The organism is Flavobacterium sp. MMLR14_040 (genome assembly GCF_033657265.1).
Classification (GTDB): Bacteria; Bacteroidota; Bacteroidia; order Flavobacteriales; family Flavobacteriaceae; genus Flavobacterium.
The window spans coordinates 1-23257 of record NZ_JAWVWO010000008.1 but is presented as its reverse complement, the minus strand read 5'-3'; the positions used below and the strand labels follow the sequence as shown (position 1 = coordinate 23257).

Sequence of the window (23257 nt, the reverse complement as noted above, 5' to 3'; positions counted from 1 at the left end):
TTAACTTAAATTGATATTCAGATCGTTTAATTCGTCTGCCGAATTAATATTAGTTAAATGAAAGTTTTCACTTTCGTCAATTTTGATAATCTGATGCGGAACATTCGCTATTAGATTCATCATTTTTAAATCGTTGTTATCAATTGCGCTTTTGATAACAGATAATACTTTTTTTGAATAAATTCCGATTAACGGATGCAATCTGCTCTCTGAAGCAAAAACCGAAATTTCGGCTTCATCATTCTGTTTTGAAATTAATTCTGACAATAATTCTGTTGAAATCAAGGGAATATCACAACTTAAAATCAAATTAAATTCAGAGTCAGAATTCGATAATGCTGTGTAAATTCCTCCCAACGGACCTTTGTCTGTAACAATATCCGGTATTTTTGTATACGGCAAATAATCGTATTCTTTTGTATTTGTAATTAATGTAATATTATCTGTAATAGGCAAAATTGCCTGAATTATATGTTCTATAAAAGGTTTATTCTGAAACAAAACCAATCCTTTTTCTGATTGCATTCGAGAACTTTTTCCTCCGCAAAGAATAAAAACTTTTAATGTTTCCATGGCTTTTTTTGTTTCAGGTTTCAGGTTTTGCCAATCTTTATCCCGACGGTTGAAACCGGCGGCTATGTTTTATATAGCATTTTTTTTTTCGTTTTTCAATATAGCCCGAGATTTCAACCTCGAAAACAATCGTTTCTCATCTATCCCCAACGGTTGAAACCGTTGGCTATGTCAATAACGTTGTTTATATTCATTTTTCAACATTGCCTACGGTTTCAACCGTGGGGTTCGTTATGTACATATTTTCAATTTTTACGGAAAAATCAATTTTATGCTTGCCATTAAAATTACTGCTCCCAAAACCATTTTTAATGTTTTGTTTGAAAATTTACCACTCCCGTAAAATCCGCCCAAAACTCCTCCTATCACTGCAATTGGCACTAAATAAAAACTCTCCATCGAAACTGTTTTTCCTCCTAAAAAGAAACCTAGCATTCCCGCAAATGAATTCACAAAAATGAACAAACTCGAAATAGCCGCCGATTCTTTTACCGAAGCCCATCCCAAAAATAATAAAATCGGACTCAGGATAATTCCTCCGCCAATTCCTAACATTCCGGACAATAAACCAATTGCAAAACCTATCGCTAGTGCAAAGGGCAATTTTATTTCTACTGCTTCTTTTTCTTTAAAATTAAAAATACCAAACAATCTAAGTGCTGCAAAAACCAATACAATTCCTAAAATGATCTTATAAATTGTATTATCTAAAGTTACAAAGCCACCTATAAATGCGGCCGGAACTGAAGTTATTGCAAAAGGATAAAAAAGTTTTGGTTTGAAATAATTCATTCTGTAATAAAAGAAAAATGAAATACTCGAAACAAACAAGTTCAACAGCAATGCCGAAGGTTTCATAATTGCCACCGGAAAAGCAAAAATCGTCATCAAAGCCAAATATCCTGATGCACCGCCATGCCCAACACTAGAGTATAAAAACGCAATCACGATTAAAGCGAAGCTAAACAGAAGAATATTTTCGGAACTAAGAAGATTCATTATTTAAATTTGTTTCAGGTTTGTTTTGTTTCACGTTTCAGGTTTGCTATGTTTTATTTTACATACCGCATTTTACAATTCCTATCTAATTATCTTATTTTCAAATTATCTAATTCTAATTTATTGGCAACAAAGTTACCTGTTCACCTTTTTTAAGGGATTCTTTATCATGTGGAACAATTAGCAGACTATTAGCTATAGCAAAGGTATTTAGCATTGCTGAACTTTGTCCTTCCAGAATTGTTACATTGGTTTCATCGTAAAGCGCTTTTAGAAATAATGTTTTTCCGGTTGTATTTATAAATCCTGTATTCAATTTTCGAACCAGTTTTGGCAAATGAATGTCCGAAAATCCCATTCTGTTTTTAATTGCCGGATATACGTAAATATAAAAATTAGTTAGCGATGAAGCCGGATTCCCTGGCAAAGCAAATACTAATGTTTCATTTTTTGAACCAAAAAACATTGGCTTTCCCGGTTTTTGATTAATTTTATAAAATAACTCTTGTACTCCGTTTTCTAGTAATGCTTCTTTTACAAAATCATAATCGCCAACAGAAATTCCACCGGAAATTAAAACAATATCAAATTTTGGAAGAATATTTTTTAAGGCTTTCTTCGTTGCTTTAAGACTGTCTTTTACTTTAAAACTTTTCGTTTTTTTAATTCCGATAGTCTGAAGAGCTGCCTGCAGCATTACCGAATTACTTTCGTAAATTTTTCCTTTTGGCAATTCCTTACCTGCTTTTACCAATTCGTTACCTGTTACTAAAATTGCAACTTTAGGTTTTTTATAAACTTCAATTTCTGTAATTCCCAAACAGGCTAAAAATCCAATTGCAGCGGGTGTAATCAAAGTATTGGCTTCAAAAACAACATCTTCTTTTACTATTTGTTCTCCTTTTGCCCTAACATTTGTAAATTGTTTGGGCATATTGGTAATCAAAATTGAATTTTCGTTTGCCAAAACATGTTCCTGCATTACAACGGTGTCAGCATTTTTAGGAACAAAAGCGCCGGTAAAAATACGTACGGCTTCGTTTTCTTTTAATTTTATATCAGCATGATCTCCTGCCTGCGAAATACCAATTACATCATATTGATGTTTTTCGCTGTGAATAAAAGCGTAACCATCCATTGCAGATTGTCGAAAAGGCGGCATATTGATTGGCGAATAAATGGTTTCGGCCAAAATATATCCTAATGCCTTTTGCACTGAAATTTTTTGAACTGGCATTGTACTGCTGTTCTCTGCAATAATTGATAAGGCTTGTTCGACTTGAATCATGGCTGCTATTTTATACACAAGCAAAATACTTATTGCAAATATAAGTATTTTTACTTAGTTTTATTAATTAATAATCTAAAATTTAAAAAGATTATAAATTTAAGCTTAATTCTTCTAATTCTTTTAGAAAAACTAATCAAATAGCTTTCACATGTTATTTAAATCGTGAAACATCAAATTACTTCTTTTGGAAATTTCCTTTGGGAAGATAATACATCCAGGAAAATCCAATAAAAAATAAAATCGCAGATGCTATAAAAGCGGGCAGCAGAATCTCTTTATTATCTTCTAATGCGTTGTTTAACGATGCATATAACAACCAAATCTGAATGCTGACATTTAAAATTAAAATAAAAATAAGTGTCGAAAGTATGTTATTCAGCTTATTGGGATTTACACGATTCTGACTTCTTCTAAAAGTACTCATGATAATTGTTTTTAGTTGATATTAACTTTCTTTTTTCTGAATCATTGCTTTTACATAAACCGCATTTTCTTTAAAAAACACTTCCAGTTGTGGCAAAGCTCTTGGTGGTGGTCCTGCAATTACATCGCCGGTCATAGCATCAAATGATCCTTCGTGGCACGGACAATGTATAATTCCGGTTCCGGGTTTATAAAAAACGGAACAGGATAAGTGAGTACATTTTTGTTCGTAAGCTCTGAAATCGCCACTTTCAAGATGGATCAAAATATATGGAATTGTACTTCCTTCGATTACAAAACCTCTTGTTCCTCCTACCGGAATTTCGTTTTTATCACAAATAAAATGCTCGCCCTGTACCTTTTCTTTTGGCAATAAATAAGCTTTGGCGGCAACAAATCCGCTTCCTATCATTAATCCACCTGAAACAAACGTAAGGTATTTAGCAAAATCTCGTCGGCTTACCTGTGTTGATTCCTGCTTTTTTATTGGGAAATCTTTTTTCCAGTTTTGATTTAAATTATCTTCTTTTGACATGGATTTAGATTTTAATATATTCTTAATTCATTACTGCCTTTTGGCATCATAATATTTACTTTGGTTTTTACGGTTTCCTGTCCAAAAATGAAAGTATTAATTGGCGAACTATTGGGTCTCATTTCTTCAATTTGTTCTCTTGTACCGTAAAATAATGCTCCACTAGGACAAACTGTCGCGCACATTGGCTTTTTACCAACGCTTGTTCTGTCGTAACACATGGTGCATTTCATCATTAAATCGTACTCTTCCATTTTTTTAGGAACCCCAAACGGACATGCCATAACACAATTCGAACAGCCAATACATCTTTCGGTATTTGCTGTGTGCACAACACCAAATTCATCTTGCGAAATTGCATCGGCGGGACAAACATTGGCACAAACAGGATCTTCGCAATGCATACAAACCTGTACCGTTGTTTGAATTGTTGAGGAACGTTCGACATAATTAACGCTTATCAACGATTCCTGCCCGTTTGTTTCACATTCTGCACAAGCCATTTCACAGGCTTTGCATCCTATGCAGCGCTGCAGATCTACAAAAAACTCTTCATTTGTATTAAAATTAGTTAAATTCATAGTTTCGTTTTTTAAGATTAAACACTTGCATAAGCTTCTGAGTCTTTGGATGGAGGTGCCATTTTTCCTAATGGATTCAATGAACAGGCACACACTTTAAACTCGGGCATTTTAGAAACCGGATCTAATGTTCCGATTGTCAATTGATTTGCTGATTTGGCTCCAGGCCAATGGTAGGGTATAAAAACAGTATCTTTTCTGATGGTTTCTACAATATTTGCCGGAAAAACTCCTTCTCCTCTTCGCGTCACAACCCGAACTAATTCGCGTTGTTTTATTCCGTATTTCAGGGCCAGTTCCGGGTGAATTTCTAACAATGGTTCCGGAATTTGGTCTACTAATTTTCCGATTCTTCGGGTTTGGGTACCGCTTAAATACTGAGAAACTACGCGTCCTGTCGTTAAGGTTATCGGATATTCTTCATCTGTAACTTCACTTGGCAGTTTATATGGAGCGGGATTAAAATGCGCTCTTTTATCTGCTGTAGCAAATACTTTATCTTCCCATAATCTTGGTGTTCCGGGATGATCATCTGTTGGGCAAGGCCAGAAAACGCCCATATTATCTTCTATCTTTTTATAAGATATTCCAAAATAATCTGCAGTTCCTCCTTTTGATGCTACTCGCAATTCATTAAAAATTGCTTCGCTATTTTCATAAGTAAACTTATCTTCTTCTCCCAGTCTTTTGGCCAGTTCTAAAAATATAGAGGTATCTGTTCTCGCTTCTCCCGGAGGAGTAACGGCTTGTCTGATCCTGATAACGCGGCCTTCTGCTGATGTTGTTGTTCCTTCTTCTTCTTCTTGCAAAGATCCTGCAAGTACAATATCGGCGTGACGGGCAGTTTCATTCAAAAAGAAATCGATACATACATAAAACTCCAGTTTTTCAAGTGCTTCTCTTACATAACTATTATTGGGAAGCGATACTATTGGATTAAAACAAATCGAAAGCAAACCTTTGATTTCTCCTCTATGAATTGCATCAATAATTTCATAAGCCGAAAGTCCTTTTCCGGGCATGTCTTTTTCATCAATTCCCCAAACTTGAGAAATGTATTTTCTATGTTCCGGATTTTCGATATCGCGGTTACCCGGCAATTGATCACATTTATGGCCATGTTCACGACCGCCTTGTCCATTTCCTTGTCCGGTTATAGTGCCGTAGCCACAATAGGGTCTGCCAAGTCGTCCTGTTGCCAAAACAAGATTGATACAACCCACCACATTATCAACTCCTTTAGAATGCTGTTCGATACCGCGTGCATGAAGTAAGAAGCTTGTTTTGGCTTTGCCCCATAATTCTGCAGCTTCTTGTATTTTGTATTTATCAATGCCGGTGATTTCTTCCGCCCATTCTAAGGTGTAATCTTTTACAGCATCAATTGTTTCCTGAAAACCTGATGTATGATTATCAATAAAATCATGATCGAGCATATCGTGATCTACCAGATATTTTAGCATTGCACCATATAAGGCTGAATCTGTTCCTGGCTTTATATCTAAATGAATATCTGCCGTTCTTGCCAGCGGAATCATTCTTGGATCGATAACAATTAATTTCGCACCACGATCTCTGGCTTTCCAGATCCAATGGGTTAATGTTGGAAAAGTTTCGCTGATGTTTGCTCCGGTAACAATAATCACTTCTGCATATTCTAAATCCGAATAATTATTGGAAGCCCGGTCTAAACCAAATGCTTTTTTATTTCCTGCTCCGGCACTTACCATGCAGAGTCTTCCATTATAATCAAGATTTTTTGTTTTTAACGCTACACGGGCAAATTTTCCAACCAAATAACTTTTTTCATTGGTAAGTGATACACCTGATAACATCGAAAAAGCATGTTTACCGTATTTCTCCTGAATTCTTTTTATTTCAGAAACCGTTTTATCCATGGCTTCATCCCAGGTTGCTTTCTCAAAACCTTTTCCTTCTACTCTTTTTAGTGGATGCAAAAGGCGGTCAGGATGATTATTCTGCAAATAACGCTGAACTCCTTTTGGGCATAAACGACCTTCATTAAAAGGAAACTCCATCCAGGGTTCAAAACCTACTACTTTATTATCTTTTACTGATAATTGAATTCCGCATTGCATTCCGCAAAAGCAACAATGTGTTTTTACCAATTTATCTGGTTCATCTCTACCTTCGTAACCATCTTTTGGTGCATAATTTAAATGCGGACCAAAATCTTCAATAATCTTTTCAGTTGATACAGGTAATTTTGCCATGTCTTTCTATTTTGTTTTGTTTCAAGTTTTTTTTGTTTCAAGTTTCAGGTTACTATAGCTTGTCTATAAACTAAAGTTTACATACAATGGCAACCTGAAACTTGAAACAAAAAAACTTGAAACTCTTTTTACTATCCAAATAAGCTTCCGCCACTTTCTAATCTTGCTTTTAAGTGTGCTTGCGCCAATCTTGATCTTTTTCCTTCGGGACTTAAATCGAGATGCGATGTTCCGTCTTCATGTGTGAAATCAAAACCTAATTGTTTGGTTACAATTTTTAAATCGTCAATATGAAGTTGTGTTGCGAATTCTTCTCCGGTATGGGGACAAACTGCCATTCCTTTTTTTATTCCTTCTTTTTTATAAATATGCGCCCCAATTTGTCCCGGACGCTGAATGATGTGAAAGAATTTTCCAAAGGGTATCCATATCAAAAACATAATTACGGTTACGGCATGAATTACGGCCAGAAAATCATATGCAAATCCTTTCATGAACTGATACGAATAAGTAAGGCATAATCCGGTGACGGAAATCGCAATTAATAAAATTAACGGTAATAAATCGCCTTCAAAAGATTGAGTTGCAATTAATCCCGGATTTGTCAATCGTCTTCTTAAGTAATAAACAGATCCAATTATAACCAGCCAGGAAGACCAGTTAAGAGCGTGAAAAATTAGAAATGCAAGAAAAGACCCTATTGTAAAATCCATTATTTTGAAACCAAAAAAATGGGCTTCGTAAATAGAAATAGAATTAGGCGCCAATGTAAAATGAATCCATCCAAATGTTAGCGGTATCGTGATTGCAAAAGCCGACATACAGCCCAAAGCGATACAAAAATGAGCAAACCATCGGTATTTACTTCTTGGATAAATAAATTTTTGAACCACAATGTTCTCAACAGATTCTTTTCCTAAAAACCACAAATGTTCAAAGATTTTTCCGGTAAATAAAAACTGGAAACTTCGTTTGAAATACATCCATGTAGGCGGACGCTGCAACCATACTGTATAACGATATACGATTCCGAAGAAAGCGAATACTGTTCCGAATAAATACGTAATTAATGCAGCGTCAAAATTTTGTAATTCTCTGGATCCGTAAAAAACCAATACAATAGTCAATACAGAAACCAGAGTTGCTATAAGTAACGCTTTGGTATTAAATGTTTTATTTTTCATCCTTAATTCAATTTAATGATTACTTATTTAACTTGGTTTCTCGCAATTTTTACGATTGTAAAACCACCAATTGATTCCTGTAGCTAAAACCGTGAAAACCGCAACTCCGATAAAAAATTGATTTACTGTACCATTAGCCGATAAATTATTACCTATTAATTTAGAAAAGATAAACGGCCCAAATGCTGCGATTGCTGCTGTCCAGCCAATTACTCCGGCTGCCTGACGTTGGTTTTCTGCAAAAATAATTGGGTATTGTCTAAATGTTCCCGCGTTTCCAATTCCTGTAAAGAAGAACATTCCCAGAATTACGGCAACAAAAAGAGGAAACTGTTCCATACTTGCTGGCGCTACTAATCCTTCGGTAACGAGAATAATCGATCCTGCTAAAATTCCCAAACCAGTAATTGTTGTTAAGATTGCTCCTCCCACTTTATCGGCTACAAAACCAAATGCAATTCTGCTTGCTGAACCAATAAGTGGTCCGTAAAAAGCATAAACTAAAGGATCGGGAGCATTTGGAAAATCTCCATATAAAAATTTAATCATTAAAGGAAAAGCTGCCGATAAACCTGCAAAAGTTCCAAAAGTCATCACATATGTTATAGTACAATACCAGGTATGTTTATTGGAGAAAATATCCATCTGTTGCTTTACAGATGCTTTCATTGGAATACTTCTAAGGTAAAACCAACTTATAATTGATAGTAATACTAAAAATGGAATGTACCAAAAGGCTGCCGATTGCAAATAGATTTCTTTATTATTAACTGCAGTATTATTAGCGCTGATATCATTTAATATTTTTTCAGCCATCTTTGGGTTTGCATTGGCTATCGCTTTTGCTTTTGCTTTTAAAGGTAATGAAGTAAAAAGATCCACTTTATCCTCTGATTTGATAGCAGTACTTACAGAGTCGATAATTGTTTTCTTAACGTTTGTCAATATTCTGGCCTGTACATCTGGATCCAGGGCTGCAAAAACCTCATGTTGTTTTTGAGTACTGGCATTTTGAAAAACAACTATTGCTTCTTTATGATCAATACTTGTAAATTGGGATGCGGCACCAAAAATACTGACACTTATAATAAGGGGAGTAACAAATTGCGCTACTGATACTCCAAAATTTCCTATTCCGGCTTGTATTCCAAGTGCTGTTCCTTTAAGTCTTTTAGGAAAAAATAAACTTGTACTTGGCATGTAAGAAGAGAAATCACCTCCGCCAAAACCTGTTGTAAATGCCAAAAGTGCAAAAACCCAGAAAGGCGTATTTACATCCATTACTGCAAAACCAATTCCGATTACCGGAATTAATTTAATGGCGGTTGCAAAAGAAACCACATGTCGTGTTCCGAATATTGGTAAAATAAAAGTGTGAATGATTCTTAAAAAACCTGCAGCCAAACCAGGAATTGCTGTTAACCAAAAAAGCTGATCTTTTGTAAAACGAAACCCTAATCCCGGTAATTTAACAGCAATAACGCTCATCATAAACCAGGAGGCAAATGATAATATAAGGGTAAGCGTTGTTATTATTAAAGTTCTCCAGGCAATTTTGCTTCCGTTAGAGTTCCAAAACGTATCATCTTCAGGTTCCCATTTGTCTAACCAAGTTTTCATATTTATTCTTATTTAATTTTTAGTGATTGTGTTCTATATCTCTGGTAAAATTTGGTGATTTTGTTCTCATCACATTGATGATTGTTCGGTGCATCCATAATAAACAAAGAACGGATACGACGAAAATAAAAATACAGGAACTCGTCCAGAGTCCGGTATAATTTAAGAGATAACCAAAAATAATTGGCCCAACAAAACCACCCAGACCGCCTATTAATCCTACCATTCCGCCTACAACACCAACTTCGTTAGGGAAATATTCGGGAATATATTTGTATACAGCGGCTTTTCCTATTCCCCATGAAATTCCGATAAGAATGACCAAAACCACATAAACCCAAAGATTGGCGCTAAACTTAATTTGTGTAACACCCTGAGCTAATAATTCTTTCTTTTTAACTTCCTGATTCTGTTTTACAACAATTTCCTGCCATGAATTTTTTACCGGAAAAATTGCCGTATCATCATTATTTGAAATTTGCTTTTCGTTAATTTTATGTGTTTTTCCGTTTACGGTAATTTCATTTGCAGAAATGGTTGTGACAACACCATTTGCAGAAGACAAAACTCCGGGACCTGCCGTGAAAATTTCCATTTTTGGAAACATCAGTAAAAAACTAATTACTATTGATGAACCTAGAACCCAATACATTACTTTTCGGGCACCAAATTTGTCTGATAAATACCCGCCAAAGGCTCTTATAATTCCGGAAGGCAAACTAAACATCGTAGCAAACATTCCGCCCATTACCAATGTTGTATGATACACATTCATAAAATTGGGAAGCAGCCATTGTGAATAAGCCACAAAAAATCCAAAGACTAAAAAATAATAGGCTCCGAAACGCCAAACGCGAATGTTTTTAAGAGGAGACATCAACTCATTCATTGTTTTTGAAACACCCTGATTGGTTTTATTTTTAGCAAAAACAACAAACAATATTCCTATAATAACCAATGTTGCTCCATAAATAACAGGTAACATTTTCCATCCGTTTACAGGATCTTTTTCTGATAAATGATTTAATAAAGTTGGAGCAACAAAAGTAGTAATGGCCGCACCGGCATTTCCCATCCCGAAAATACCCAAGGCTCTTCCCTGCCATTCCTTTGGATACCAAATTGAGGTATAGCCAATTCCCACAGCAAAACTTGTTCCCACTAATCCGAAGAAAAAACTTAATACGGCAAAACTCCAGAATGATCCGGCAAAGGGAAGCAGAAATAGCGGAACGGAACAAAGCAGTAATAAAATCGAAAACACGATTTTACCGCCGTATTTATCTGTCAAAATACCAATAGGAAGCCGGAATATTGAACCTGATAAAATCGGAATTCCTAAAAGCCATCCTGTTTCTACCACTGTCCAGTTGAATATTCCTTTGTCTACAAGATAAGTAACCAAAACGCCATTTAGTGTCCAACATGCAAAACATATTGTAAAAGCGAGTGTATTTAGAAACAAAATTTTGTGAGATTGAGATAAATTACTCATAAAAAGACTATTTATAATATGTATTTAGAATAAATCATTATTGAAGAAAATTGCTTTTTTCTAATATTGAAATACAAAATTGAATAAATAAATTCTGACGCAAAATGACATTTGTCATATAGCAAGATCTCGCCTTTGTTGGGTCAATTTTTAATAGTGAGTGTGGAGAAAAAACACTTAATGTGTATTAGGCAGATAAATCCGGTGTAGTAAATAAAAATAAGCGGTGCTCGTATTTTTATATAAATTTAGTAATAAAATTCTATCTAAAATAATTTAATTTTTATTTTTAAAGACTTAAACCATTCATATACTATCAATTACATTTTATACTAACCTATAAACTCCTTCTCTTTTGATAACGTTTAGTAGAGTATTATTTGGTCTTTAAAATCAAAAAAACATTTGACTTTCAGTTGAAACTAAGTGTTGAAAGACGGTTTTGAACAGTTTAGAGAATATCGGAAGTAATTAAAAATGAATAAATTAAGTATAAAATACTACATTTTTTTGATGCCAAAATATTTTTTTAACATTTGTAAAAATTCAAAAATACAACATTAATAAACTGAAAATCAAATATTTAAAAAATAAAAAAACTCCATATTCCTAATTATAAATCATTCCGTTTAAAAAAAAACATATTTTTTTTTGGTTTTTATTATATTAAAATTAACTTTGTCTATAGGATTAGTAGAGTTTAAAATAATATTTCAAACCATAAAGAACTAAATTTTGAAAACAACAGAAAGCATATCGTATTACATCTTTCCTAAAAACCACACAAATAACAATTTCTGTTATATGTGTTTCTGCTGTTGTTAATCTCTCGACCTTAAATCGTTTATGTTGATTTCCTTTAAATCAAATATAGAAACGAACCTTTTTAAAATTCACCAAAGCATAGCTTCAAATTTTCCAAAAATCTATTTGATACATTTATTTGTGTCAATATGATTCTTGAAACTATACCTGTAAATCCAAAAAAAAATAATTAATAACTAAATAAACTAACAATGAAAACAATGCACAACTGCTGTAAATAAATAAAAAAAGCCATTTCTGCGGCAACAGAAATGGCGAGGCTTAAAGAAAATTTATCGCTAAATAAAAGTAACCTGTAGAGAGTTGAAAAATCAACTTTCAAGGCTCCTTGTTAATTACTAAAAACCAATACAAAGAAATGAAAAAATATTTAAACATATACTCATTACTATTTCTCCTGTTGCTTTCGGCAGGAATAAACGCCCAAAATACAACCCCGCTTATACAATCAAAACTCGACGGAACAGTTGTCGATGATGCTACAAATCAGCCTATTATTGGAGCATCTGTAGTTATTAAAGGTACTACTCACGGAGTACAGACAGATGCAGAGGGAAAATTTTATTTTCAAACAGGTCAGAAATTTCCATACACCTTAATTGTAAGTTACATTGGATATAAAAAAGCCGAAGTCATTGTAGAAAAAAATCCAATTACTATTAATTTAAAAGAAGAACGCCAGGAACTTGATGAATTAGTTGTTGTAGGTTACGGTTCTCAAAAGAGAAAAGATATTACGGGTTCTGTAGCTTCGGTGCCAAAAGCAAATTTATCTCAGGTCACTTCATCAGCAGATAATTTATTGCGAGGCGCTATTTCAGGAGTTGTAGTTACACAAAGTTCAGGTCGCCCCGGAGCATCTTCAAGCGTTCGTATTCGTGGAGGAAACTCTATTACTGCAGGTAATGAACCACTTTATGTTGTAGACGGAATTTTAATCTATAATGACAACAATAACAGTTCTGCAGGAGTTTCGTTTGCCGGAGCTTCGGTGAATGTTTTATCCACTATTAATCCTGCTGATATTGAATCTATTGAAGTATTAAAAGATGCATCGGCAACAGCCATTTACGGATCACGAGGTGCCAATGGTGTGGTGATTATTACGACAAAAAAAGGAACAAAAGGTCAGGATAATATTTCGTATCAGGGTTATTTTGGAGTTCAGTCGGTTTCAAAAAAGCTGAACTTAATGAATGCTTCACAATGGGCAAGTTTGCGTAATGATGTTCAGGCAAGTATTGGTCAGGCTCCTTCTTTTTCGGCAGAACAAATTGAAGCTTTCAAAACTTCTGGCGGATCGGACTGGCAATCGGCTGCTTTTGTTAGAGCGGCTCCGGTTCAAAATCACCAATTATCATTTTCCGGCGGAGATGAAAGATCAAGATATGCAATTTCTGCAGGTTATTTTGATCAGGAAGGAACTGTAATTGGTTCTGATTTTAAACGAATTTCGCTTCGTGTTAATTACGAAAAAAATTATTCGCAAAATTTCAAATTTGGTGTAAATGCTAATTACACTAATTCTATAGCGAATGGTGTAGGAACAAATAGTGCTGGCGGAAGAAATCCAAACCCATTAGTGAGTGTTGCACTTACGGCTCCGGTTGTACCCATTAAAAACGAAGACGGAAGTTATAATGTTACCAATAATCCTTACGCAACTTCTGTAAATGGTTATGTTCCAAACCCTATTAATGATTTGGAAAATACTATCAATGAAACTAAAATCAACAGAATCCTAACGAGTTTATTTGGTGAATATAAAATAACCAAAAAACTAACGGCTAAAGTGGCAGTAAGTGGCGATGTAATCAATACGAAACAAAATTATTATGCGCCTTCAAATACTTCAAATGGTGCAGGAACAAAAGGCTTGGCTTCTGTTGGAGACAGATTAGTAAGTTCTGTTTTGAATGAGAACACTTTGAATTACAATACTACTTTCGGTGAAAACCATAAGTTTTCGGCTTTAGGAGGATATACATTGCAATATACGCAGGGAGAAACGGTAAATGCAGGTGCAAACACTTTTGTAAATGATGCAAATAGTTATAACTCTATACAAGATGGTGTTCCTGTAAAACCTTATAGTGATGCTTTTGAAAGTGTATTAAAATCATGGTTAACTAGGGTAAATTATTCATACAAAGGAAAATACAACTTCACATTATCTGCGCGTGCGGATGGGTCTTCGAGATTTGGTGCAGAATCACTTTGGGGTTATTTTCCTTCAGCAGGATTTTCATGGAATATTACCGATGAAGAATTTGCTAATAATATTAAAGGCGTAACCGAAGCCAAACTTAGAATTACAGCGGGAACAACAGGAAATCAGGAAATTGGAAATTATCTCTCTTTAGCACAAATGGGTTCTGTTAATTACTCTTTTGGAGGCACATTATATACAGGACTGGCTCCTACCCGATTGGCAAATCCGGATTTGAAATGGGAAAAAACCAATCAATATAATGTTGGTTTAGACTTATCATTATTAGACAGAAAAGTAAATTTTGTTTTTGATGTGTATTACAAAAAAACAAACGATTTATTAATAAACGTTCCGGTTCCGTTGACTTCAGGATATGCGACTGTACTTCAAAATATTGGCGGCGTTGAAAATAAAGGGATTGAAATTGGTTTGACAACAGAAAACGTGAGAACAAAAAACTTTTCATGGAATTCCAACATTGTTTTTTCTGCAAACAAAAACAAAGTAGTTTCTATAGGAAATGGTGTTGATCAGTTTTTTCCGGTAGTACCAAACGGATCTTTATTACAGCAACAGCCTGTAACCGTAAAAGTTGGATTGCCTTTAGGAACTTTTTGGGGATACAGAACAAACGGAATTTTCCAGACTCAGGAAGAAGTAAATACACAGCCTAAAATAAACAGTTTGGCCAACACAAAAGTGGGAGACAGAAAATATGTTGATACCAACGGTGATGGTGTAATTACGGCGCTTGACAAAGGCAATCTTGGGAGTTCTCAGCCAAAATTTGTTGGAAGTTTCACTAACACAATTTCATACAATGATTTTGATTTGAATTTCTCTTTCCAGGGATCTTATGGTGCTAAAATATTCAATGCCCTAAATCAGCAATTAGAAATTTCAACTCTGGGAACAAATGCTGCTGCAACTCTTGTAGATCGCTGGACACCAACAAATCCTAGTAATGAAATTCCGAGAGCGTCAAGTTCTCCGGTTGGAATAGTTTCAGAACGTTATGTCGAAGATGCTTCATTTTTGAGATTGAAACTGATCACTTTGGGATATACTTTACCTAAAAGCGTTTCTTCAAAATTAGGGGCAAAAAGTGTCAAGTTTTATGTATCTGCAGAAAACCTGATTACATGGACAAAATACACAGGCTATGATCCTGAAGTAAGTTCATACGAACAAAATAATTTATATCCGGGAATCGATTTTGGTTCTTATCCAAATTCAAGAACCTTCATTTCAGGACTGAATGTAACTTTTTAAGCAAAAATATAAACGATGAAAAATATATTTATAACAACAATATTAAGCGCCACGCTGCTTGTATCGTGCGCAGATTTGGAGGTAACACCAACCTCTTTTGTAACCGAAGACAATTACTTTAAAACTCAGGACGATGCTGTGGCAAGTGTAACGGCTGTTTATGCTTCGTTAAGCCTTGATCCGGGAGAGCAGAGTTTATTTGGCCGAAATTTATATTTCCTTACCGATATGGCAACAGATTATGCATCGGCAGGAGTTTCTGCTACAAACCCGCAGGTAAGAGCATTGAGCAGTTTAACGCATGATGCCACTTCAGACCGTGTTCAGGTAGCGTGGAGACAAATTTATGCCGGAATCAACAGAGCCAATGTTGCTATTGATAATATTCCGAAAGTTTCTGGTTCTGAGGTTGTAAAAACCAGATTAATTAATGAAGCGAAGTTCATCAGAGGTTTATTATACTTTCAGGCAGTTCGCCTTTGGGGAGGTGTTCCAATTGTTTTGCACGAGCCAACTTCTATACAGTTAGAAAGTTTAAAATCAAGAAGAGCGACGGTTGATGAAGTGTACAATCAAATTATTCTGGATTTAAAAGATGCCGAAAGTCTGCCTGCAACTTATACCGCTGCAGATGCGGGACGTGCCACATCAGGAGCTGCAAAAGCTATTTTGACAAAAGTATATCTGACCAGAAAAGATTGGCCAAACGCGATTGCAAAAGCCAATGAAGTAATTAATGGCGGCTACGGATATGCGCTTTTTGAAGATTTTCAGGACATCTTTACCAAAACAAAAAAGAACGGAAAAGAACATATTTTCTCTGTTCAGTTTGAGCCAAATCAGGCAGGAAACGGATCTAGCGGAAGTACTTTTCAAGGAACCTCTTTTACAGGATTTACAGCAACAGAACCGGCTGATATTATCTCTGATGTTGCTTTGTTTTATGATATTTATACGGCAGGCGATAAAAGAAGAGATGTAAGTTATGCAAAGCAATTGCTAAATCCTACAACGGGAACACTTTATACTTTTCCGAAACCAATCTTTAAAAAATATTTGGATTTAAGCAATTTGGCAACTCCGGGAAATGTGGCTATTAATTTTCCTGTAATTCGCTATGCCGATATCCTTTTGTCTTTGGCAGAAGCCATAAACGAGCAGGGAGCACCAACACCGGAAGCGTATGAATTAATTAATCAGGTGAGAAGAAGAGCTTTTGGAAAACCAATTACGACACCAGACCCAACGATTGATTTATCGGGCTTGACCCAGGACACTTTTAGAGCAGCAATTCAGGAAGAACGCAAAAAAGAATTTGTTCAGGAAGGTCAGCGTTGGTTTGACTTGGTACGCTGGGGAACTTTGGTTACCGAAGTGAAAAAAGTAACGGCTAAAAACTCGGTTTCAGAAAAAAATAATTTATATCCGATTCCGCAAAGCGAAAGAAATATTGATCCTGTTGGATTGCCACAAAATCCGGGTTACGGAAATTAATAAAAGGTTTATATACAAGTAAATAAAATGATTAAAAAACTGTTCCTACTTGCCCTATTGGTTGTTGTACAATTGCAGCTGTTTGCACAGAAAAAGCAACCTAATATCATCGTCATTTTGGCAGATGATTTAGGTTTCTCAGATATTGGTGCTTTTGGCTCAGAAATTAAAACGCCAAACCTGGATAAACTCGCTACAAACGGGCTTATTTTCAATCATTTTTACAATGCAGGTCGTTGCTGTCCTTCACGCGCTTCATTACTCACGGGTTTGTATTCACATCAGGCAGGTATTGGAGACATGGTGCAGGACAAGGGATTTCCCGCGTATCAGGGCTATTTAAACGAGCATTGCATTACCATTGGGCAAGCACTCAAAGAGGCAGGATACAACACAATTGTTTCCGGAAAATGGCACGTTGGTTTAGTTCCATCAGCCTGGGCGGTGAATCGGGGATTTGATGATTCTTTTACTTTACAAAACAACGGAAGCAGTTATTTCAACTCAGAACCTTTGTATAACGACGGAAGGAAAGTTACTTTTTTGAAAGGGGATCAGGAAATTATCCGCAAGGACACTTCGACTTATTTGACTCAGGAAATTACCAATTTTGCTCTTAATTCTTTAGAAAAACAGCGAAATCAGCAAAAGCCTTTTTTTCTGTATGTTGCTTATAATGCTCCACACTGGCCCATTCAGGCATTGCCGGAAGATATCGCAAAATACAAAGGCAAATACTTGGAAGGCTGGGATAAATTAAGAGCAAGCCGTTTTAAAAAATTAAAAGAACAAGGCATCATTGATAAAAACTGGGACTTGTCAAATCGTTTTGAAAAAGTGCCGGATTGGGAAAAACTAACTGCCGAAGAAAAAGACAAATGGGATACCAGAATGGCAATTTACGCTGCGATGATCGACCGAATGGATGCCGGAATTGGAGAAATCCTGCAAAAAGTGAAGTCTTTGGGAGAAGAAGATAATACGCTTGTTCTCTTTCTTTCGGATAATGGCGGAAGTGCCGATGATGTAAAAAACTGGAATTACGTGACACAAAAAAATGGAACACCGGGTTCGGTGGCGTCTATTGATAGTTACGAAAGTCCTTGGGGGAATGTGAGCAACACCCCTTTTCAATTATTCAAAAAAAATACCCACGAAGGCGGTATAGCTTCTCCTTTTATTGCTTATTACCCAAAGCATATTAAGGCAGGCACAATAAGCAACAGAGTAAGCCATTTGATTGATATTTTTCCAACTTTTCTGGAGTATGCGGGTTTTCAATATCCTGATATTTTTCAAGGAAAAAAACTCACACCCCTAGAAGGCATTAGCTTAAAAAAAGAATTTGAAGGACAACAATCTGAGCCACATGAAGCTTTGTATTGGGAACATGAAGGCAGCAAAGCGGTAAGAAAAGGCCAGTGGAAAGCGGTAGCCGAAAACAACCAGCCCTGGGAATTGTACAATCTTGCAACTGACAGAACAGAAACAAAAAACCTGGCAAAATCAGAACCAAAATTGTTACAGAATCTGATTGAATTACATCAGCAATGGTCAGTAAAAGTAGGTGTCGAAGATTGGAACAAAATAAAATAAGCCGTTGGGTTTAATACAATAAAAATTAATTAAACACATAGAAACATAGATTTTATGTTTCTGAAAAAGTAAATCAAAAAGAAACTCGTTTCTCCCACATAGCTATGTTTGTTAATATGAGTGAAACGCCTTTTTTGAGTTCAATAATTCTATGTCTCTATGTATTAAACATAATTATACCCAACGGGCTAAAATAGTATAGTAAAATAAGATTACATGTTAACCAAGTGAATATAAGTTTAAACAACTAAAATTTATTACTTAATCAACCATAAAACTATTTAAAATGAAAAAAATTAATCATAACAGTATAATCAACAGTCCAAAAAAAGGGCTTTTGATTACTGCCCTTCTGGTAACACAACTAGGAGCGGTACAAGGATTTGCACAATCAAATCCTGATCAGGAATTTAAAGGTACAATTGGAAAAACCACAGCCGATTCTAAAGAGTATTGGCCTGATCCGGTTACAGCGCCAAAAGGTGCACCAAACGTAGTCTGGATATTATTAGATGATGTTGGTTTTGGAGCTTCAAGTTCCTTTGGAGGTTTGATTCAGACACCAACATTTGATGAACTGGCCAATAATGGTTTACGCTATACCAATTTCCATACAACAGCGATTTGCGCTCCTACCCGCGCCGCTTTATTAACGGGAAGAAATTCAGGACGAGTACACGTTAGCGGTTTCTCTCACACGGTTTTATCTGCAGGTTTTCCGGGTTGGGATGGCAGAATTCCATCTGATAAAGGAACAATTGCAGAGATTTTGCGTGACAAAGGTTACAACACTTTTGCCGTTGGTAAATACGGTTTAACGCCAGATGAAGAAGCCTCAGACGCGGGACCGTTTGACAGATGGCCAACTGGAAAAGGTTTTGAACACTTTTTTGGTTTCTTAGGATCTCAAACAGATCAGTACAAACCTGATTTAGTAGAAGATAACACACATATCGTTCCTGACGGAAGGCACTTAACAGAACAAATTACAGACAAAGCGATTACGTACATCAAAAATCAGCATAAAGCCGCGCCAAATAAACCTTTCTTTTTATACTATGCGCCGGGAGCGGTTCACGCACCTCATCAGGTGGAAGAAAAATGGAGCGATCCATACAAAGGAAAATTTGATGATGGCTGGGATGCTTACCGCGAAAAAGTATTGGCAAACCAAAAGAAATTGGGCGTAATTCCTGCGAATGCCGTTTTACCGGAACGTAATCCGTTGATTGCCGACTGGAAAAAATTAACGCCGGATCAGAAAAAAGTGTATGCCCGTTTTATGGAAGTTTACGCCGGATATCTTACCTATACCGATTATGAAATTGGAAGAGTGGTTAATTATTTAAAAGAAACCAATCAGCTTGAAAATACTGTGATTTTTCTTGCCATTGGTGATAACGGAGCGAGTAAAGAAGGAACAACACAAGGTGTAATCAACCAAAATCTTTTTGCCGGCGGTGTATCTGACGAGAAAAATCTTCAGGATAATTTAAATAATATTGGAGAAATTGGAACTGCAAAAGGTTTGAATACTAATTTTCCTTTAGGTTGGGCACAGGCTACAAATTCACCTTTCAAAAACTGGAAACAAGACGCACATTCTGAAGGCGGAACGCGCAATCCGTTGATTGTTTATTATCCAAAGGGAATTAAAGAAAAAGGCGGCATTAGAAATCAATACAGCCACGTAACCGATTTATTGCCAACAACATTGGAGATTGTCGGAATTACAGCTCCGGAAACGATTCGTGAAATCAAACAGGATAAAATTCAGGGTTCTACTTTTTATGCTTCTTTAAATGATGCAAAAGCGGAATCGCTTCACAAAGTACAATACTATTACATTTTCGGAAACAGAGCGATTTACAAAGATGGATGGAAAGCGGCGGCAGCACATCTTCCGGATTCTTTTGCCTTGAAAAATAATCTTGGTAAAAACGAAAAACCCGCTCCAAGTAATTTTGATGCTGATGTTTGGGAGCTATACAACTTAAACGAAGATTTTAACGAACGTAATAATCTCGCGACAAAATATCCTGAAAAACTGGCTGAATTAAAGCAATTGTTTGAAGAGCAGGCAAAAGAAAATAATCTTTACCCGCTAATTGACTGGCAGGATGTATTTAGCAGAAGAATACATAATAACGGAACTGATAAAGGTAAAAATCTTCAGGAGTTAATTCGTCAGGCTAACAAACCGGCTGGTACTACCAATTAAAATTAAATTAAATTAAATCAACTTAACCTGCAAGGTTTTCAAAACCTTGTAGGTTTAAAATCATATTCATTACGATTGTCATTTTTAAGATCATACCTACAAGGTTTTGAAAACCTTGCAGGATTACGTTAAAAATAATATAACAAAATTTCAAAAAAATAATTAATTAATTCTACTAAATCCATAGAATTAAAAGAATTTATTTTTTATTTTTGACAAACAAGCTAATCCACTGAATTTCAAATACAAATTTTGAGATTCAAATCAAATAAATAATAACACAAAACACAAGATAATGAAACGAGTAGACTATGAAATTATCGGAAAAAAAATTATCGTGGGTATAATTTTATTTTTAGTTCCGCTGGCGATTCTTGCCGGAGGTTTAACCTTAATAAATCAATTTTTAAAATAAAAAATTATGGCAGCAACACAAAATTCAAACAGTAAATTGACAAGAGATTTGAGTATTAGTCTTTTGATATATTCATTGCCGGTTGTGGCAATTTTCCTTTACTTTAAATTAAGCAACGGACTTGTAGCAGAATCTCATGTTACGATACCCTCATTTTTAGAATTTGCAAAACCTGCGTTTCAAAATATCCGCACCTGGGGATTAACCGTTTTCATGCTGGTTTTGGGAGCGATAGAATTTGGTGCCGGTTTATACGACGATCAATGGACGGGCGAAGAACGCAAGATTGACATTGTAAGCTTTCTGGCTCCAAAGTTAATCCTGCCTCCTATTATTGCTTTTTTCAGCTTAACGGCTTTGCCATATTTAATTCCGAATTTGGCTAATTCACTTTCATGGGTTCCGTTTTGGGGAGGTTTTTTCCTTATCGCAATTGCCGATGATTTAACGCAATATTGGTACCACAGACTTCATCATCAGGTTCCGTTTTTATGGCGTTTCCATAGAACACACCATTCGGCTCCATACATGGGAATGGCGATGGCGTCGAGACAAAACTTTATTTACACCGTTTTCTTTTCTCAAATTTATTTGACAGCTACTTTAACTTATTTAGGTTTAGGTTTACCTGCACTTTTTGTTTTGGTTATTAAAAGTTTCATCACTTTGGGCGCACACTCAAGCATTGCATGGGACAAACCATTTTACAAATACAAAGTTTTACATCCAATTGCATGGGTTTTAGAAAGATTGATTTCAACTCCTGCAACGCACCACGCGCATCACGCAGATACAAGCGGAGACGGTGTTGGACATTTCAAAGGAAACTTCGGAAACATGTTTTTTATCTGGGACATGATCTTTGGAACGGGTTTAATTACACGCAAATTCCCAAAATCATATGGAATGAAATCATACAAACAAGAAGAATGGTATGCGCAGTTTTTGTGGCCAATATTCAAATCTAAAAAAGAAGGAAGTGCTTTGGCAGAAGGCGTTTTGGCCGTTCCTTTAAAACCAAAAGCAGAAGAAAATCTGGCACCAAGTCCGGTGTATTACGACGAGCCTGCTCAAGTATAAAACCACTAAAAATAAATCAAATAAATCTGTTGGTGCAATTGTTTAACACATAGAAACATAGAATATTGAACTCAAAAAGGCGTTTCACTTGCATTAATGCACATAGCTCTATGTGTGAGAAACTTGTTTCTTTTTATACTCTTTTCTTTCAAAAATAAAATCTATGTTTCTATGTGTTTAATTAAACTTTTGTCTATTAAACTCAACGTGATAAATAAGAATTGGCAGTGTATTCGAAAATAATCACGAATACACTGCCAAACTTATGCAAAAACCAAAAATTTATGAAAAATAAAATACTCAAAAACAGCATCATAACCTTTATGCTGCTTTTTACAATTGCAGGTTTTTCACAAGGAAACAGTGCCAATATATTGTTGGATGCTTTTTATTCGAAAATTAAAAATCAAAAAAATCCGCAGATTGTTGATGCCAGAGGTTCCGACGAATTTGCCTTAAATCATATTGAAGGCGCTGTAAACTTCAACCTGAAATCTGAAGATTACGAAAAACATGTTGCAGCTTTAAATCCGTCGCAACCTGTATTTATTTATTCAATTGCTGCCTACAGAAGCGGACTTTTATCTACTGATTTAGCCAAAAGAGGTTTCAAAGAAGTCTATATTCTTGAAGGCGGAATTGCCAGCTGGATTGGTGGCGGAAAACCATTTTACAGCAATTTAAAAAGCAAATTATCAATAGCCGAATACAAAAAAATACTTGCTGATAATCAATACGTTTTGGTAGATATTGGTTCCAAATATTGCGCCACCTGTAAAACTGTAAAACCTATTTTAGAAGATCTCAGATCGCAATATGGCGAAAAACTCAAAATTATCGAAATTGAATTAGAAGAAAGTCCGCAGGTTATTGCCGATTTAAAAACCGTAAAAGTCTTCCCTACTTTGATTTTATATCAAAATGGAAAAATCATTTTCAAAAAAGATGGTTTAGGAAATCTTAAAAGTGATGTTGATGTGGCTTTGGCTTCAAAATAACCGTAGTTATTGTCTTTTCGACGAAGGAGAAATCTTCGCAAGAAACTTCGTAAAGTAGCTTCAAATCTTTGTCGAGCTACTAACGAAGATTTCTCCTTCGTCCTTTAGATTTGTTTTTTGAAATTTGATTAGATTTATGATTGAGAAAGGAAGCCAAGGTAAACTATTCGTTCGTCCGAGTTCATGACTCATATTTCGATTAAGACTTT

General features: G+C 35.5%; 16 protein-coding genes. 6 read left to right on the top strand and 10 right to left on the bottom strand.

Annotation, left to right across the window (positions count from 1 at the left end):
- The 10 genes from SD960_RS12200 to SD960_RS12155 form a co-directional block, all read right to left on the bottom strand.
- Entirely contained in the window at positions 1 to 573 is a 573-nt protein-coding gene (locus SD960_RS12200; protein WP_318803429.1) for a molybdenum cofactor guanylyltransferase, read from the bottom strand.
- Positions 574 to 825: 252 nt separating this feature from the next.
- On the bottom strand, positions 826 to 1572 hold the full coding sequence (locus SD960_RS12195) for a sulfite exporter TauE/SafE family protein (protein ID WP_318803428.1): 747 nt from the start codon (positions 1570 to 1572) through the stop codon (positions 826 to 828).
- A gap of 115 nt (positions 1573 to 1687) precedes the next feature.
- A complete protein-coding gene (gene glp / locus SD960_RS12190) occupies positions 1688 to 2860 on the bottom strand; it encodes a gephyrin-like molybdotransferase Glp (protein ID WP_318803426.1) in 1173 nt (390 codons plus the stop codon).
- 178 nt (positions 2861 to 3038) lie between these two features.
- Positions 3039 to 3287 (bottom strand): DUF6755 family protein, encoded by a 249-nt coding sequence (locus SD960_RS12185; protein ID WP_318803424.1) that lies wholly within the window; start codon positions 3285 to 3287, stop codon positions 3039 to 3041.
- 21 nt (positions 3288 to 3308) lie between these two features.
- The gene (locus tag SD960_RS12180) at positions 3309 to 3821 is read right to left on the bottom strand and encodes a Rieske (2Fe-2S) protein (RefSeq protein WP_318803422.1); all 513 of its coding nucleotides are present in this window, start codon (positions 3819 to 3821) and stop codon (positions 3309 to 3311) included.
- Between the two features lie 11 nt (positions 3822 to 3832).
- On the bottom strand, positions 3833 to 4402 hold the full coding sequence (locus SD960_RS12175) for a 4Fe-4S dicluster domain-containing protein (protein ID WP_318803421.1): 570 nt from the start codon (positions 4400 to 4402) through the stop codon (positions 3833 to 3835).
- 17 nt (positions 4403 to 4419) lie between these two features.
- A complete protein-coding gene (locus SD960_RS12170; RefSeq protein WP_318803420.1) occupies positions 4420 to 6636 on the bottom strand; it encodes a molybdopterin oxidoreductase family protein in 2217 nt (738 codons plus the stop codon).
- A gap of 131 nt (positions 6637 to 6767) precedes the next feature.
- The gene (locus tag SD960_RS12165) at positions 6768 to 7820 is read right to left on the bottom strand and encodes an MFS transporter (protein WP_318803419.1); all 1053 of its coding nucleotides are present in this window, start codon (positions 7818 to 7820) and stop codon (positions 6768 to 6770) included.
- 27 nt (positions 7821 to 7847) lie between these two features.
- Positions 7848 to 9440, bottom strand: coding sequence for a magnesium transporter MgtE N-terminal domain-containing protein (locus tag SD960_RS12160; protein ID WP_318803417.1), 1593 nt, complete (start codon positions 9438 to 9440; stop codon positions 7848 to 7850).
- A 19-nt stretch (positions 9441 to 9459) separates the two neighbouring features.
- A complete protein-coding gene (locus tag SD960_RS12155; protein ID WP_318803415.1) occupies positions 9460 to 10935 on the bottom strand; it encodes an MFS transporter in 1476 nt (491 codons plus the stop codon).
- A 1183-nt stretch (positions 10936 to 12118) separates the two neighbouring features.
- Between SD960_RS12155 and SD960_RS12150 the strand changes: the two genes are divergently transcribed.
- The 6 genes from SD960_RS12150 (at position 12119) to SD960_RS12125 (ending at position 23048) form a co-directional block, all read left to right on the top strand.
- The gene (locus SD960_RS12150; RefSeq protein ID WP_318803414.1) at positions 12119 to 15244 is read left to right on the top strand and encodes a TonB-dependent receptor; all 3126 of its coding nucleotides are present in this window, start codon (positions 12119 to 12121) and stop codon (positions 15242 to 15244) included.
- A gap of 15 nt (positions 15245 to 15259) precedes the next feature.
- Positions 15260 to 16738 carry a RagB/SusD family nutrient uptake outer membrane protein gene (locus tag SD960_RS12145; protein ID WP_318803413.1) on the top strand — a complete coding sequence of 493 codons (1479 nt, stop codon included), beginning with the start codon at positions 15260 to 15262 and terminating at the stop codon, positions 16736 to 16738.
- 27 nt (positions 16739 to 16765) lie between these two features.
- Positions 16766 to 18334, top strand: coding sequence for an arylsulfatase (locus SD960_RS12140; protein ID WP_318803410.1), 1569 nt, complete (start codon positions 16766 to 16768; stop codon positions 18332 to 18334).
- Positions 18335 to 18620: 286 nt separating this feature from the next.
- Positions 18621 to 20555 (top strand): arylsulfatase, encoded by a 1935-nt coding sequence (locus SD960_RS12135; RefSeq protein WP_318803407.1) that lies wholly within the window; start codon positions 18621 to 18623, stop codon positions 20553 to 20555.
- A gap of 421 nt (positions 20556 to 20976) precedes the next feature.
- Complete coding sequence (locus SD960_RS12130; RefSeq protein ID WP_318803405.1) at positions 20977 to 22050, top strand: sterol desaturase family protein; 1074 nt, start codon at positions 20977 to 20979, stop codon at positions 22048 to 22050.
- A gap of 284 nt (positions 22051 to 22334) precedes the next feature.
- The gene (locus tag SD960_RS12125) at positions 22335 to 23048 is read left to right on the top strand and encodes a rhodanese-like domain-containing protein (protein WP_318803403.1); all 714 of its coding nucleotides are present in this window, start codon (positions 22335 to 22337) and stop codon (positions 23046 to 23048) included.
- Positions 23049 to 23257 lie beyond the last annotated feature (209 nt).